Origin of the sequence: uncultured Amphritea sp., from assembly GCF_937127095.1 — a bacterium.
In the GTDB taxonomy this organism is placed as follows: Bacteria; Pseudomonadota; Gammaproteobacteria; order Pseudomonadales; family Balneatricaceae; genus Amphritea.
Map to the genome: position 1 here is coordinate 42,062 of NZ_CAKZLP010000009.1, position 14,287 is coordinate 56,348.

The 14,287-nt window shown below is 51.2% G+C and carries 11 protein-coding genes; 3 read left to right on the plus strand and 8 right to left on the minus strand.

What is annotated here, in order from left to right:
* Positions 1-2: 2 nt before the first annotated feature.
* The 4 genes from Q0499_RS01990 to Q0499_RS02005 form a co-directional block, all read right to left on the minus strand.
* Positions 3-635, minus strand: a complete 633-nt coding sequence (locus tag Q0499_RS01990) for a LysE family translocator (RefSeq protein WP_299195692.1) — start codon at positions 633-635, stop codon at positions 3-5.
* A gap of 108 nt (positions 636-743) precedes the next feature.
* Positions 744-1,646, minus strand: coding sequence for a DMT family transporter (locus Q0499_RS01995; RefSeq protein WP_299195462.1), 903 nt, complete (start codon positions 1,644-1,646; stop codon positions 744-746).
* Positions 1,643-2,395 (minus strand): ABC transporter permease, encoded by a 753-nt coding sequence (locus tag Q0499_RS02000; protein ID WP_299195464.1) that lies wholly within the window; start codon positions 2,393-2,395, stop codon positions 1,643-1,645. Before Q0499_RS02000 ends, Q0499_RS01995 begins: the two co-directional genes overlap by 4 nt.
* A 53-nt stretch (positions 2,396-2,448) precedes the next feature.
* Complete coding sequence (locus Q0499_RS02005; protein ID WP_299195466.1) at positions 2,449-4,281, minus strand: ABC transporter ATP-binding protein; 1,833 nt, start codon at positions 4,279-4,281, stop codon at positions 2,449-2,451.
* Between the two features lie 404 nt (positions 4,282-4,685).
* Between Q0499_RS02005 and Q0499_RS02010 the strand changes: the two genes are divergently transcribed.
* Complete coding sequence (locus tag Q0499_RS02010) at positions 4,686-7,850, plus strand: EAL domain-containing protein (RefSeq protein ID WP_299195468.1); 3,165 nt, start codon at positions 4,686-4,688, stop codon at positions 7,848-7,850.
* Positions 7,851-7,860: 10 nt separating this feature from the next.
* Here the strand turns inward: Q0499_RS02010 and Q0499_RS02015 are convergent, their stop codons facing one another.
* From Q0499_RS02015 to Q0499_RS02030, 4 genes are all read right to left on the minus strand, one after another.
* The gene (locus Q0499_RS02015) at positions 7,861-8,673 is read right to left on the minus strand and encodes an HD domain-containing phosphohydrolase (RefSeq protein ID WP_299195470.1); all 813 of its coding nucleotides are present in this window, start codon (positions 8,671-8,673) and stop codon (positions 7,861-7,863) included.
* Between the two features lie 84 nt (positions 8,674-8,757).
* Complete coding sequence (locus Q0499_RS02020) at positions 8,758-9,573, minus strand: endonuclease I family protein (protein ID WP_299195471.1); 816 nt, start codon at positions 9,571-9,573, stop codon at positions 8,758-8,760.
* Positions 9,574-9,713: 140 nt separating this feature from the next.
* Entirely contained in the window at positions 9,714-10,187 is a 474-nt protein-coding gene (locus Q0499_RS02025; protein ID WP_299195473.1) for a DUF2947 domain-containing protein, read from the minus strand.
* 90 nt (positions 10,188-10,277) lie between these two features.
* Entirely contained in the window at positions 10,278-10,766 is a 489-nt protein-coding gene (locus Q0499_RS02030) for an NlpC/P60 family protein (protein ID WP_299195475.1), read from the minus strand.
* Positions 10,767-10,937: 171 nt separating this feature from the next.
* On the opposite strand from Q0499_RS02030, the gene Q0499_RS02035 reads away from it, so the two are divergent.
* On the plus strand, positions 10,938-11,303 hold the full coding sequence (locus Q0499_RS02035) for an STAS/SEC14 domain-containing protein (protein ID WP_299195477.1): 366 nt from the start codon (positions 10,938-10,940) through the stop codon (positions 11,301-11,303).
* A gap of 194 nt (positions 11,304-11,497) precedes the next feature.
* A complete protein-coding gene (locus Q0499_RS02040) occupies positions 11,498-14,227 on the plus strand; it encodes a cation-transporting P-type ATPase (protein ID WP_299195479.1) in 2,730 nt (909 codons plus the stop codon).
* The last annotated feature ends 60 nt before the right edge of the window (positions 14,228-14,287 follow it).

A 14,287-nucleotide genomic window follows, 5' to 3' on the forward strand; every position in this document is an offset into this window, starting at 1 on the left:
ACTTAATCCTCCGTTAACGCCAGTCGCGCGCCCAGATAGATCAGCACCAAGCCGCTGACCCCATTAAAGCCGACACTCACGGCCTTGCTTTGTAACCAGTTGCGGGCACCATTAACCGCCAGCGCCAGGGTGCATTGCCACAGCATAGCGATGATAAAATGTATCGCCGCCAGCCACAGGGACTGTGTCAGCGCCGACCCTTGCGGGTCAATAAACTGGGGCAGAAAAGCCATATAGAACAGGGCCGTTTTCGGATTAAGGGCGTTGGAGAGAAACCCCTCACGCAATGACCGCTCGATTCGAAACGCCCTCTCACCGGAATCCGGCAAACGGAAAATACTGCCCCCTTTGACAATACTCCACAGGCTGCTCAATCCCAGCCAGATAAGATAACCAGCACCGATCAGTTTGAGAAAATGAAACGCATTGGCTGACTGCAACAGGATCACCGAGATCCCCAGCGCCGATACCGTGGCGTGCAGGAACAACCCGCAGCAGATGCCGGTACTGGTGGCAAAACCATCTTTCCAGCCACCGCGGGCACTGTTACGAATGGTCACCATGGTATCGACACCCGGGGTCAGGGTTAACAGGGTGATCGCGATAAGAAAAGTAATAAACAGATGGCTATCCATCATCAATTGAAACTCCGGTTACTATTCACCGATTTATAATATTCGCAGAGCCACGTCTGCGATCTGTCTGAATATGTTATTTGTAAAAAACGCTTTAACGCAGGCCACTCAAAGGAGCTTAGCCCGCCGCTGCTGCAGATAATATCGCCCAACTACCACCAGCAGGATGCCCCCCAGCACCAGTAGCGCGGCAATCAGCAGTCGAACACTAATAACCTCACGGGTAAACACCACACCACCGGCTGCGGCTATAACAGGAACTAACAGTTGCAGCACCGCTGCCTGCACTGCAGTCAGACCACTCAGAGCGCGATACCAGACGGCATAACCGATGCCTGATGCAACCGCGCCGGAGACTATCGCCAACAACACACCATCCACAGTGAGCACTGCGTTACCCAGAGCGAGTGTAAACATCAGCGTCAGAATCACCAATGGTAGCGTTCTGAAAAAATTAAAATAGGTATCGGCCAGTGGGTTAACCGAACCCCGCCCGATCAGGGTGTAGATACCCCATGCCATGCCGGCAGTCGTCATCAGGATAAAACCCCACAGTGACGGGGTATTCAGCACCGGCAGCAAGAGGTATACAAAGCCACTGAACGCCAGCACCAAACCCAGCCACTCAACCCATAACAGCCGTGTACCGCGCACCAGACTGACTAAAATCATCGTGATCTGTACCGCGCCAAACAGTATCAGCGCGCCGGTACCGGTATCCAGACTGATATAGGCATAGGAAAACCCCAGCGCATAAATAAACAGCATCAGCGCGGCAGACCAACTGCCCCGACCGGCTTTCTGCTTGCCTGGTGCAGTTTTATGCCCACCGGTGAGATACCAGAGCAATAACAGCGAAACAATACCCGATATCAAGCGGATAACCGTAAAGCTCCCCGCATCAATACTTTGTTCACCCAACGCCAGACGACAGAGTACAGAGTTACCGGCAAAAGCCAGCAACGCAAACCCGGTAAAGATGAAGGTCGACAGTAGAGGTCGCTGACTCATGACTGGTTCTCCGCCAGATGATTGTTGTTATTGTTGGCATCATCGTCAGTCGGGCCTGAGGGCTGCATACGCCCCAGTTGCCAGAGCATCAATGCGGCGCCACAGCCGCCGCTTCCCAATACCATGGTCATTATCATGATCTGATAACGCACCGCGATCAATGGTGATACCCCGGAGAGAATCTGTCCGGTCATCATCCCCGGCAGAGACACCAGCCCCACCGCCAGCAAACTGTTGATCTGAGGAATCATCGCCGCCTTGAACGCCGTTAAACGGGCCTTCGGCTCCGTTTTCCCCTCTTCCAGTTCAGAGTTGTAACGTTCGGTGGCAAGACTGATAGCGTTCATAGTATTGGCAAAATACATCCCCGCTAACGGGATGATCACCCGCGGCTCATACCAGGTTTCAACGCCCATCACTAACACCAGAGAGATAAACAGATGCAGCCCGGCGGAACAGCTTAACGCAATCAGCGTGGGTTTCAGATAGTTGCGCTGATGATTCACCGGGCGCAGCGCAATCCAGCTGGCGATGCTGATCATCAGTATCAGAACCGTCACGGTAATCCATGGGGAGGGGTTATCAAACAGCGCCATCAGCACATACCCCACTCCGATGAGCTGCAGCGTCATCCGCGCAGCAGAGAGCAGTATTTCAGACGCTTTACCTGACCAACTGGCATAAACAATCGCAATAAGCACCACCGGAATAGCGCACCAGGCGAGCGACCACCATGAGATCACATGCATCAGGACTCTCCTATTGTCTTATTAGCGTTAGATAACGATTACTAAACCCGCCATCAAACATCCATACCGATAAAACCACCCGACTGATGCGACCAGAGCTGAGCATAGATCCCCTCTTTTGCCACCAGTTCATAATGGTTGCCCTGCTCAACGATACGCCCCTGGTCCAGCACAATCAGCCGGTCCATCGCGGCAATTGTCGACAGCCGGTGAGCAATAGCGATCACGGTTTTGCCCTGCATCAGATTGGACAGACCCCGCTGAATATCGGCTTCTACCTCAGAGTCCAGTGCCGAGGTCGCTTCATCGAGAATCAGAATCGGTGCATCCTTGAGAATCACCCGGGCGATAGCAACACGCTGACGCTGACCTCCGGAAAGCTTAACCCCTCGCTCGCCAACCTGCGCATCATAACCGCAACGTCCCTGAGGGTCGCTTAAACCCAGGATAAACTCATGGGCCTCTGCCCGTCGGGCCGCTGCAATCATCTGTTCATCAGAAGCATCCGGATGACCATAAAGAATATTCTCGCGCACGCTCCGATGCAGCAGAGAGGTGTCCTGAGTTACCATACCGATCTGATGCCGCAGACTATCCTGCTGCACCTGACTAATGTCCTGGCCATCAATCAGAATCTGGCCGTCCGCCAGATCATGAAAGCGCATCAACAGGTTAACCAGCGTCGATTTACCCGCACCGGAGCGCCCGACCAAACCGACTTTCTCACCGGGTTTGATATCCAGGTTCAGGTGCTCGATCACCCCTTCGGTCTTATCATAGTGAAAGGACACGTTATCAAAGCAGATCGCTCCGGCATTCACCGCCAGGGGTTTCGCATCATGCTGATCGGTCACATCAAGAGGCTGAGACAGCGTATTCATACCGTCATTAACGGTACCAATATTTTCAAACAGGGTGCTCACTTCCCACATAATCCATTGGGACATACCGTTAAGGCGCAATGCCAGACTGATAGCAATGGCGATAGCGCCCACCGTCACCAGACTGAAACTCCACAAATAGATAGCCACCGCACTGGTGACAAACAGCAGCAGGTAATTGAGACACTGCACCGTCACATTCAGGCCCGTTGCCAGTCTCATCTGCCGGTAAACTGTGTCGAGAAAACCATCCATACTTTCGCGGGCATAATCCGATTCGCGCTGGCTGTGGGAGAACAGCTTCACCGTCGAAATATTGGTATAGCTATCGACAATCCGGCCGGTCATCGATGAACGCGCATCCGCCTGTACTGCCGAGATATGCTTCAGACGCGGCACAAAAAACCACATCAACAGGCAGTACCCCACCAGCCACCCCAGCAACGGCAGCATCAGGCGGATATCAGACTGCGCCACCAGCACCAGCATCGACAGAAAATAGACTGCGATATAAACCAGTACATCCAGCAGTTTCATCACCGCTTCACGCACCGCCAGTGAGGTTTGCATCACCTTGGTGGCAATTCGTCCGGCGAAATCATTCTGGTAAAACGACAGACTCTGACGCAACAGATAGCGGTGCGCCAGCCAGCGTATCGACATCGGAAAGTTGCCCAGCAATACCTGATGAACAACCAGCGAGTGCAGTGCAACCAGTAGCGGTAACCCCACCAGCAGCAGAACTCCCACCAGGGTCAGAGTATCCCCCTCCTCCTGCCAGAACGTGTCAGGCTGTCGGCTACTCAGCCAGTCGACCAGTTGCCCCAGAAAACCAAACAGGGAGACTTCAAGCATCGCCAGCAGAGCAGAACACACTGTCATCAGCAACAGCGGCCACTCCATACCCCGCATATAATAACGGCAGAAAGCATAGAGCCCCGCCGGAGGCGGAGTGGGTTCTGATTCGGGATATGGATTGGTCAGACGTTCAAAAAATCGAAACATTAACAGTTACCGAAGGCCAGGGGTGGCGGGTTATAAAAGTCGAAAATGATACCCGAAAGTGGTTCGGTTAAATACGCCTGAGGGCCTTCAGAAAAAGATTTCTCTAAACCCTGAGCAGACGCTGAAGCAGACGGTCACAACAACTAACACACGTTTTGAAACCATCGCAGGGTCAATCACCATTTTGACGACTTTGGCGTTCAAATTTAACGTATATAAGCTAAGCTGGGGTGATTAGTAGCTATTTAATTTCAAATCTTTCTCAATTGTCCGAGTGTTTCAACGACGTGATAGATAAGCTTTTACAGTACCCGCCTGTTACGTTAGCTACTATTTAAGGCTATTAAGCTAGTCTGTTGGGCTGGTCAGTTAGATCTCATCTTTTAAAAAATGGATATGCATGAATGGTTTTTAACCGTTTTCTACCGACATCTCTGCATAACCGGGTTTTGATACTGACACTGGCAGGTTTTCTGATATCTGCGGGTGCGATAACGCTGCTTATTTTCAAATACCTGCAACAGGACTCGACCAAATTGTTGGTTGAACAGCAACAGACCATGGTCGATATGGTGGTTCGGCAGATGGACTCGGCATTGCAAAAGCGGGTCAACTATCTTGAGAGGTTCACCGAGACACTTCACTCCCGCTTTCGCCTGCATTCAAATGAAAGAATGCAGGAGATGTTAAAGCGGGATACCCAGCTACAGGCTCTGTTCAACGGTGGGGTGGTAATACTGAACCAGGAAGGAATCTCTCTGGTGGATTACCCAACAGTACCAAACCGTATCGGCGTTGATTATTCAGACCGTAAACATCTGGAACAAGCCCGCCAGCGAAAGTCTACGGTTATCACCATGCCTCTGCTTGGCAAGGGGCTGAAAAGTCCGTTGTTTGCTATTAATACTCCGATTCTCTCAGCTTCAGGCCGCATTCTTGGTTATATCTTTGGCGTTAACCTGCTGGCTCAGGATAACTTGCTGAAAGAGATCTCCCAGCAGACCTTCGCGGATGGTGGCCGGGTGATGATAATCGACCCGAACCTGGGTATCTATGTCACCGATACGCTGAAAGGCGTCCCCCTTGAAAGCTATCAGAAAGAGAAGCATTGCGATTGTATTGAACGGGTACTGGCTGGGGAGTCATCGGGCATCACCCGGGACATTGATGGCAACCGGATTATCTTTGCGTCCGCCCGATTAGACAAAATGGGCTGGGTAGTCATCCGTTCTTATTCGCTGCATAAAGCGATGGCAACCATTAACATTCTCACCGAAAAAATCATTGTCGTGATCCTGGTGATCTGCATTCTGATGGCGAGCCTGATCACCTACCTGTTGAAAAGGCTACTGACGCCTCTGCGCAATGCCTCACGGGATATACGCAAAATGGCGGATGGCCAGCTAACCGAGCAAGCCCTTGCTGTGAGTAGTAACGATGAGGTGGGGCAACTGATTAAAGCGTTTAACCAGTTTCACCACAACCATAAACGCTATGAGCTGGCATTGAGAGAATCGGAAGAGCGCTACCGCCTCACGATGGAAGCTACTCAGACCGGTTTATGGAGCTGGGACCTGACCAACGATATAGTCCACTGGGACAGTCAGTGCTATAAGATGCTGGGGTATAAAGATCAGGCGTTCCACCTCAACCGGCAGTTATTCCGAAAGTTGATGCACCCGGAAGATCAGGTGCGTTTTTACGTCAATTTCCTGCCCCGCGTTCTGGACAATCATACCGCAGAGATCCAGTTCAGACTGCTTACCAGTGACAACGCCTGGCTCTGGATAAAAAGCCGGGGCAAGCCGATTCGATTTGGCAAAAACAGTCACCCGCTCTGCATCGCCGGAACCCATATGAATTTCGAGCAGCAGCGACAAACCGAACAGCTGCGTCTGGCCGCCGCTGCATTTGAAAGCAGTGACGCGATTATGATCGTTGATGCCGAAGAAAATATCATTAAGGTTAATAACGCCTTCACCCAGATTACCGGTTATCAGGCCGAAGAGGCGATCGGCCACCCACCTGCTCTGTTGCGCTCCGGGGTTCACAAAAGTCCGTTTTACGAGGATATGCTGGGCAACCTCAGTGAAACAGGCAAATGGCAGGGAGAGATCTGGAACCGCCATAAAAATGGCTCAATCTATATCGCCTGGCTGAATATCAATACCATTTTCAACGATGACAATACGGTCTATCAACGTATTGCCACCTTTTCCGATATTACTGAGAAAAAGCAGACCGAAGAACTGATATGGACACAGGCGAACTTTGACCCACTGACCAACCTGCCCAACCGACGCATGTTTATGGATCGCCTGACTCAGGAGATCCGTCTGGCGGCCCGGTCAAAATCATCGCTCGCATTGCTGTTTCTTGATCTCGACCGGTTTAAGGAGATCAATGACACACTCGGTCATAATGTCGGGGATCAGCTGCTGATTGAGGTGGCTGAACGGTTTAAAAGTCTGGTGCGCAGTAGTGACACTATTTCACGACTGGGTGGCGATGAGTTCACCATTATCCTGCCGCAGATCGAGCAGGTTGGGGAAAAGATCCTGTCACTTCTGCAGCAACCGTTTGAGCTCGAAAACCAGCAGCGCTATATCTCGGCCAGTATTGGCGCAACCCTCTACCCTCAGGATGGCGATAACGCTGAGCAACTAATTAAAAATGCCGATCAGGCAATGTATGCGGCAAAAGCGGCAGGCCGCAGTAAACTGCACTTCTTTACTGCCGGGATGCAAACGCTGTCACTCAAACGTACCAACCTGATAAACGCGTTACGTGAGGCGATAAGCAAGCAGCAGTTTCAACTTTACTACCAGCCGGTTATTGCGCTGGAGAGTATGACGGTGGTCAAAGCTGAAGCGTTGATCCGCTGGAACCACCCGGACGAAGGATTAATGTTTCCCCATCAGTTTATCCAGGCGGCTGAACAAAGTGGCATTATCCAGGATCTGGGTGAGTGGATTTTCCGTGAAGCGCTGCAGCAGGTACGACAGTGGCGGAAAAAGCTAACCCCTGAGATCCAGATCTGCATCAATGCCTCCGCAGCCCACTTTAATAGCAATACAGACAATTCAGCCCTTCAGCGCTGGCTTCAGATAGCCCATGAATCAGCTCTTGAAAACTCAGAACTAAGTATAGAGATCACCGAAAGTTTGCTGATGGAATCCTCTGCGGATACTCAGCAAAAGATCGTCCAGTTGCGGGATGCCAACATTCAGATAGGACTGGATGACTTCGGTACCAGCTTCTCATCCCTCGCTCATCTGAGCCGAATGGATATCGATTATCTGAAGATAGACCGCACCTTTGTCCGCAACCTCCACGCCGGGTCTGATGACCTGGTACTTTGCAATGCCATCATCGTCATGGCGCATACCCTGGGGCTGAAAGTGATCGCTGAAGGGATTGAAACACTGGAGCAACACAACCTGATGCAACAGGCAAACTGCGATTATGGGCAGGGGTTTTTCTACGCCAGCGCCATGACTGCAAGGCAGTTTGAAAGCTGGCACAAAAAGTTTAATCAACAACCATCATTGCTAAACAGCCATTCATAACTGAGCTTGTTCAGAAATATGTCACATGCTTTGCTGACGCTTTAATCTCATCGTAGTGATCAAGAAACAACGCAACAATCTCAGGATCGAAATGAATGCCGGCCTGCTCGTGGATATAGTGCAACACCTCATCCTCCTGCCAGGCTCGCTTATATACCCGATCTTCAGATAGCGCATCCCAAACGTCAATCACTGCAAAAAGCCTGGCGGCCAATGGAATCTGTTCCCCCGCAAGGCCCTGCGGATAGCCCGAGCCATCCCAACGTTCATGATGGCAGTAGGGAATATCGATTGAAGGTTGCAGAAACTCAATATCACTCATCAGATCACGGGCGATTACCGGGTGCTGTTTCATGATAGCCCACTCATCCGCATCGAGCGGCCCCGGTTTAATCAGAATCGCATCCGGAATGCCAACCTTACCGGCATCATGCATCAATGCTCCCCGGGCGATGCAGGTCAGCTCATCGCCATCAACCCCCATCAGCCGCGCAAGTTTAACCGTCATTCGAGTGACTCGCAGGCTGTGGTCGCCGGTCTCCTTATGACGAATATCCATCACCTGCACCCAGCCTTTGAGGGTTTGATCGTAACTTTTTCGCAACAGATGGTTAACCTGCTCAATCCGGTTCAGATCCGCCCGAATAAGAAACAACAATAAGATTGAGGTACCGACGACAAAGGCAAAACCTTTGAAGTGCTGCGCCTGCGTAATCATCTCCGGTGACTGGAACAAAGCAGCCACCAGCGCATCTGAAAAGTAGATCCACAGCGAAGCAAAGATCAGATAGATCAGCACCGTGCGGTAATAGGGTTTTATCATCAGCTGTCTCAACAAAGTCACTCAGGGTTAAGCGAGTTAATTAAAGACTAGCAGTGCCTGAGCAAAAGAACGTCCCGGACAGCATTAAAGCTGTCCCAGTTTTGTCAGCAGTCGCTTAACCAGCGAATCATTTGCAACCTCATCAGCATTGTCAGCCTTATCGACAACCGCGGCAGGCGGGTTAACGGCCTCAGTCTCAAGCGCCACATCGGTCTTATCATTTGCTGGCCGGACATAGGCATTACTATTGCCCTGCAACGCCGTGATCATCTGATTACGCTGCAACTCCCAGCTGTCTACCGGGTCCTGAGCATGCCAGGCGGCAAACAACTTCGCCTGTTTTGAACTGATTTTCAAACCATACTGGTCACGCATATAAAAATAGGTGCGGGCGATATCACCCTGACGATTCTGCGGTGGTTCAACTTTACGGGCTTTGAAATCAACCTCCATATCACACTGGCCATAGACCCGGGGTTCACCTTCCAGCTGGGCAAAACTGAAATTTGAACGATCACCATTGACCTCACCTATCGCCGGCACCAGGTTATGCAGATCCGCTTCCATTTGATTGAACTTCGCGTCTTTTTTGCACGCTTTACGCCCCCCCTCCTGCCAGCACTGCAGCTGATGGCCAAACGCCCAGGCAGGCACCACATGCTCCCACTCGATGCGTGCAGCACGGTTAGCATTTTTCCGCGGGGTATAGCCACAGCTCTCCCAGTCAGGCACCAGCTTTTTACCTTCTGTACGGTAGTCACAACCACAATAGAAGCTAACGGGATTAGCCTGATACATCTCCGCAAGAATACGCTTTGATTTACTGAACGATGGGGGCGAGTCTGCAACCGAGACAGACGACAGTAATACGGCCAACAGAGCAACAAGAGGACGAAACATAGGATTTCCTTACAAAGAACAACAGGAATCCGTCCCAGGCACTCACTATCCCTAGCAAGGTTTATAAAAGTGAAGTTAACGATGATTTGAGGGTGAACGCTGTCTTACCTTAACGGCCCTGATCAGCCGGTCAGACAGGTCTATTTACGATTACCAATGCGGTAATTGCCGGTCTGATGAAACTGGACCACCTGCTTGCGCTTGCGACCAATCAGCAACGGACCATCATCAAAGAAGAGAAAGTTTTTCCAGTTGCGGCAAAACACATCCCAGCGGGTTTCAATTACATGCTCGCTGTTGTAACAAAACCAGACAACGGTCTGATCATCCCATTGCAGATGTTCAGCCAGCAACGCTGGCAGAGCGGTATCATCAGATTCCCAGATCTGCTGCCAGTTATCAGTTTCCAGCCAGGTCTGATTCTTATTTGCCCAGTCATCCGCGCCGAACAGCCCCGGATGGTTGCAGTGCTTACTGATCTGTTGCGACCAGATCTGCTCAGCCCGCACGTCCGTCAGTGGCTTGATCTGTACCAGATCTTCTTCACTGACCGGCAGATCTTTATGCCTGAAGATCCAGGCTTTTTTGTATTGTTCAATCGGCAGATAACTCATGACAACTCGATAATCTCAGATTCAATAAAGTGCCGCGACACTATACCAGAACACCGGTCAGCAACAATCTGTTGCGACAGCAGAAATGAATCAAACTCCTGACAGACGGCGAGCCTGCCAGAAGTGTAGCTCCCAGTATGGATTACTCATCAGTGATATCATCACCCCCCGACTGGTAGAGGCATGCAGAAACTCGCCGTCACCAATATAGATACCCACATGTCGAAGCTTGGTTGGTGAACGATAAAACAACAGGTCACCCGGCAATAGTTGATGAATATCGACTTGTTGCCCTATCTGCGCCTGTGCTTTGGTTGTCCGGGGTATGTCGATGGCCAACTGCTGCCGAAAAGCCAGTTGGGTAAACGCAGAACAATCCACGCCGCGCTTGTCCACGCCACCTAAACGATAGGGAACCCCCTGCCACTCGCGGTAATGCTGCAATAGACGCGCACGCACCTCTGAGAACTCAGCGGTCGGCGTAAGCGGATCAGCTGCGCGGTAGGATGGCGAACCACAACCACCGAGACTCAGCAGCAAGATCAGGGCAACGACTCTTGTTATAAAAGATCTCGTCATAAACAGTCTCGTTATAAGCTCTTTTGTTATAAGCTCTCTTTTCATCAATAGCGATCCGATATCTATTACCTCTTCTCAAGTTACTATAGCGGCTGATTTGATTCTTTTTTGACACTGGCATCAACACCGATACACTACACAGCAACCTCTGTGTGATGAAAGGAAACAGCGATGCTTTATATTCTGCCGGAAACAGCCGGAGATATCATGGTGCTTCAGGCCAGCGAAAAACTTACAACTGCCGACTATCAGGAGATATTTCTCCCCCTGCTGGAAGAGAAAGTTGCAGCCCATGGCCGGGTTCGCTGCCTGATCTATCTCGACCATGAGTTTAAAGGCTGGGAGATCGGTGCCATGTGGGAAGATACCAAACTGGGTATCCATCACAGCAATGATTTTATCCGCCTGGCGGTCGTCGGTGGTGGCACCTGGCTGGACTGGGCCGTTAAAATTGGCGAAGCCTTTATCGACGGTGAGGCGCAACACTTTTCTGAAAGCCAGTTTCTGCAAGCACTTCACTGGATTGACGCGGGCTGAGTACCGCGTAAGCCTCAACTAAATGCTGTTACATTCGTTTAAGCTGACACCTTGTAGCCCAGCAAATTATGACCCCGGTCAGCGTTGTTTCCGGTAATTTCTTTACAGGTCTGAAAGCTGACCAGAAAGACTAACGCACCTGCAGCATTTTTAGGTATTCTTATATTCTGTTCCCAGCCATCAGGACGAAATTTATGGATACTTCATCAGGGGGCTCTTCAGATATCCCTTCCGAAAGAGCTCAAACACAGTGGCATACCTGTGACTCCGCAAAGATAAACACAATATTAGAGACCTCCCCTCAGGGGCTCACATCCTCACAGGTTAGCGAACGGCGACTCAAATATGGTGCCAACCGTCTGCCAGAACCTCCCCGCAGAAGCGGGCTAATGCGTCTGCTATCACAGTTCAACAATGTGCTTATCTATGTATTGATGCTGGCTGCCGTGGTAACTGCAGCCCTGGGCCACCAGGTAGATTCAGGCGTTATTGTTGCGGTTGTGCTGATTAATGCCCTGGTGGGCTTTTTTCAGGAGGGCAAAGCAGAAAAAGCGATCGATGCAGTGCGTAATATGCTGTCACAACAAGCCGTTGTTATCCGTGACGGACACCGCCAACAGGTCGCTGCTGAAGAACTGGTGCCGGGAGATATCGTGTTTATTCAGTCGGGAGACCGGGTTCCGGCCGACCTGCACCTGCATAAGCTAAAAGAGCTGAATATTGATGAAGCACTACTGACAGGCGAGTCGGTTCCGGTTACTAAGCAGACCGAACCGGTCGCTGCCGAAGCTGATCTGGGTGATCGGACAAACCTTGCGTTCTCCGGCACACTGGTAAGCTTCGGTCAGGGCACCGGCACCGTGATTGCCACCGGCTCTGATACCGAAATCGGCCGGATCAGCACACTACTGACCGAAGTCACCACCCTGACAACACCTTTGACACGTCAGTTAGACAGCTTTGCCCGCTGGCTGACCGGCTCAATTCTGCTGATCGCAGCGGCTACCATGATGTTCGGCTATTGGGTCAGAGGTTATGCCCTGGGCGATATGTTCCTCGCGGCAGTCGGTCTTGCTGTTGCCGCCATACCCGAGGGGTTGCCGGCGATCATAACGATCGCCCTGGCGATTGGCGTACAGCGCATGGCGAAACGCCGCGCGATTATCCGCCGCCTGCCTGCAGTAGAAACCTTAGGATCGGTTTCTGTGATCTGTTCAGATAAAACCGGCACCCTGACCCGTAATGAGATGACAGTAACCACCGTGGTAACAGCACGTTGCACTGCCGATATCAGCGGCGTTGGATATGACACTCATGGCACCTTCACCTGTCATCATCAGGATCTGAACCTGCATAACCTGGTAGAGCTACAACAACTTTGTCGGGCCAGCGTACTCTGTAATGAGGCTCAATTGATTCAGAAAGAGGGTGAGTGGCTGATCGAAGGTGACCCAACCGAGGGCGCGCTGTTAGTGCTGGGCGCTAAATCGGGTATTGATCTACGGGAATTCCACCTGGAAATGCCCCGGGATGACCTGATTCCGTTTGAATCAGAACACCGTTTTATGGCCACATTGCACCATGATCACGAAGGTATGGGTGTGGTCTATATAAAAGGTGCAATAGAAGCGATCCTACCCCGCTGCCATTGGCAACTGGAAGGTGATAATAAAGTGCCGGTGGATGAAACGTTCTGGAACAGCCAGCAGGAACTGATCGCCAGCCAGGGCAAACGGACCCTCGCCCTGGCGATGCTACATCTGCCGGAGGAACACCGCACGCTGCACTTTAGTGATATCAGCAACAACCTGATTCTGCTGGGCGTGGTCGGTATTATTGACCCGCCAAGGGATGAAGCGATCGCTGCGGTAGAAAAATGTCACCGGGCCGGCATCAAAGTCAAAATGATTACCGGAGACCATGTCATTACCGCCACAGCTATCGCTATGCAGATGGGCATCACTGAATCGCCCCGTGCTCTGACCGGTCATCAGATCGAGCAGATGAGCGATAGCCAGCTGGAAGATGAGGTTGAGGGTATCGATGTGTTCGCCCGGGCCAGCCCTGAACATAAGCTACGCATCGTCCAATGCTTGCAAGCCAGACAACATGTCGTCGCAATGACCGGTGATGGCGTTAATGATGCGCCCTCTCTAAAACGTGCGGATGTAGGCACTGCAATGGGGGTGAAAGGGACAGAGGCAGCTAAAGAAGCCTCAGAGATGGTGCTGGCTGACGATAACTTTGCCTCTATCACCTCCGCGATTGAAGAGGGACGGACGGTGTTCGACAACATCAAAAAGTCTATCCTGTTTATTCTGCCGACTAATGGCGGTGAAGCGCTAACAGTGCTGGCCGCAATAGCGTTGGGCACACAACTCGCGGTAACACCGGCTCAGATTCTCTGGGTCAATATGATAACGGCCGTGACGCTGGCACTGGCGCTCACCTTTGAGCCAACTGAACCCGGAGTGATGCAGCGACCACCACGAAATACCCATAGCCCGATTCTCTCGCCTTTTATGATCTGGAGAATTGTATTTGTCTCGTTGCTGATGGTCGCAGGAACCTTTGGGCTGTTTCTATGGGAACGCAGCAGCGGTACAGACTTAGATACGGCAAGGACCATCGCAGTCAACACACTGGTTGTCATGGAAGTGTTTTACCTGCTGAACTCCCGTTTTCTAACCCGCTCAGTATTGAACTGGGATGGGATTATAGGCAACCGCTATGCACTGTATGCGATAGCGCTGGTTATCATCTTTCAACTGTTGTTTACCTATCTGCCCATCATGCAGCTATTCTTTAACACAACAGCGATTGATGACGCCGCCTGGGGCAAAATTTTCATGGTTGGATTATTAATGTTTATGACCGTTGAGCTGGAGAAAAAACTGATTCACAGGCGAGATATTGATAAATAATCAACTTATCGCCTCAAAATGGGGATCTCTTTTGCTATTGCTGCACTTAATAGGGCATAA

Bases quoted from the DNA above. Each gene is read 5' to 3' on its own strand.
- Q0499_RS02010 (WP_299195468.1), top strand. From the start codon at position 4,686: ATGGTTTTTAACCGTTTTCTACCGACATCTCTGCATAACCGGGTTTTG.
- Q0499_RS02020 (WP_299195471.1), bottom strand. From the start codon at position 9,573: ATGTTTCGTCCTCTTGTTGCTCTGTTGGCCGTATTACTGTCGTCTGTC.
- Q0499_RS02015 (WP_299195470.1), bottom strand. From the start codon at position 8,673: ATGATAAAACCCTATTACCGCACGGTGCTGATCTATCTGATCTTTGCT.
- Q0499_RS01990 (WP_299195692.1), bottom strand. From the start codon at position 635: ATGGATAGCCATCTGTTTATTACTTTTCTTATCGCGATCACCCTGTTA.
- Q0499_RS02040 (WP_299195479.1), top strand. From the start codon at position 11,498: ATGGATACTTCATCAGGGGGCTCTTCAGATATCCCTTCCGAAAGAGCT.
- Q0499_RS01995 (WP_299195462.1), bottom strand. From the start codon at position 1,646: ATGAGTCAGCGACCTCTACTGTCGACCTTCATCTTTACCGGGTTTGCG.
- Q0499_RS02030 (WP_299195475.1), bottom strand. From the start codon at position 10,766: ATGACGAGATCTTTTATAACAAGAGTCGTTGCCCTGATCTTGCTGCTG.
- Q0499_RS02005 (WP_299195466.1), bottom strand. From the start codon at position 4,281: ATGTTTCGATTTTTTGAACGTCTGACCAATCCATATCCCGAATCAGAA.
- Q0499_RS02000 (WP_299195464.1), bottom strand. From the start codon at position 2,395: ATGCATGTGATCTCATGGTGGTCGCTCGCCTGGTGCGCTATTCCGGTG.
- Q0499_RS02025 (WP_299195473.1), bottom strand. From the start codon at position 10,187: ATGAGTTATCTGCCGATTGAACAATACAAAAAAGCCTGGATCTTCAGG.
- Q0499_RS02035 (WP_299195477.1), top strand. From the start codon at position 10,938: ATGCTTTATATTCTGCCGGAAACAGCCGGAGATATCATGGTGCTTCAG.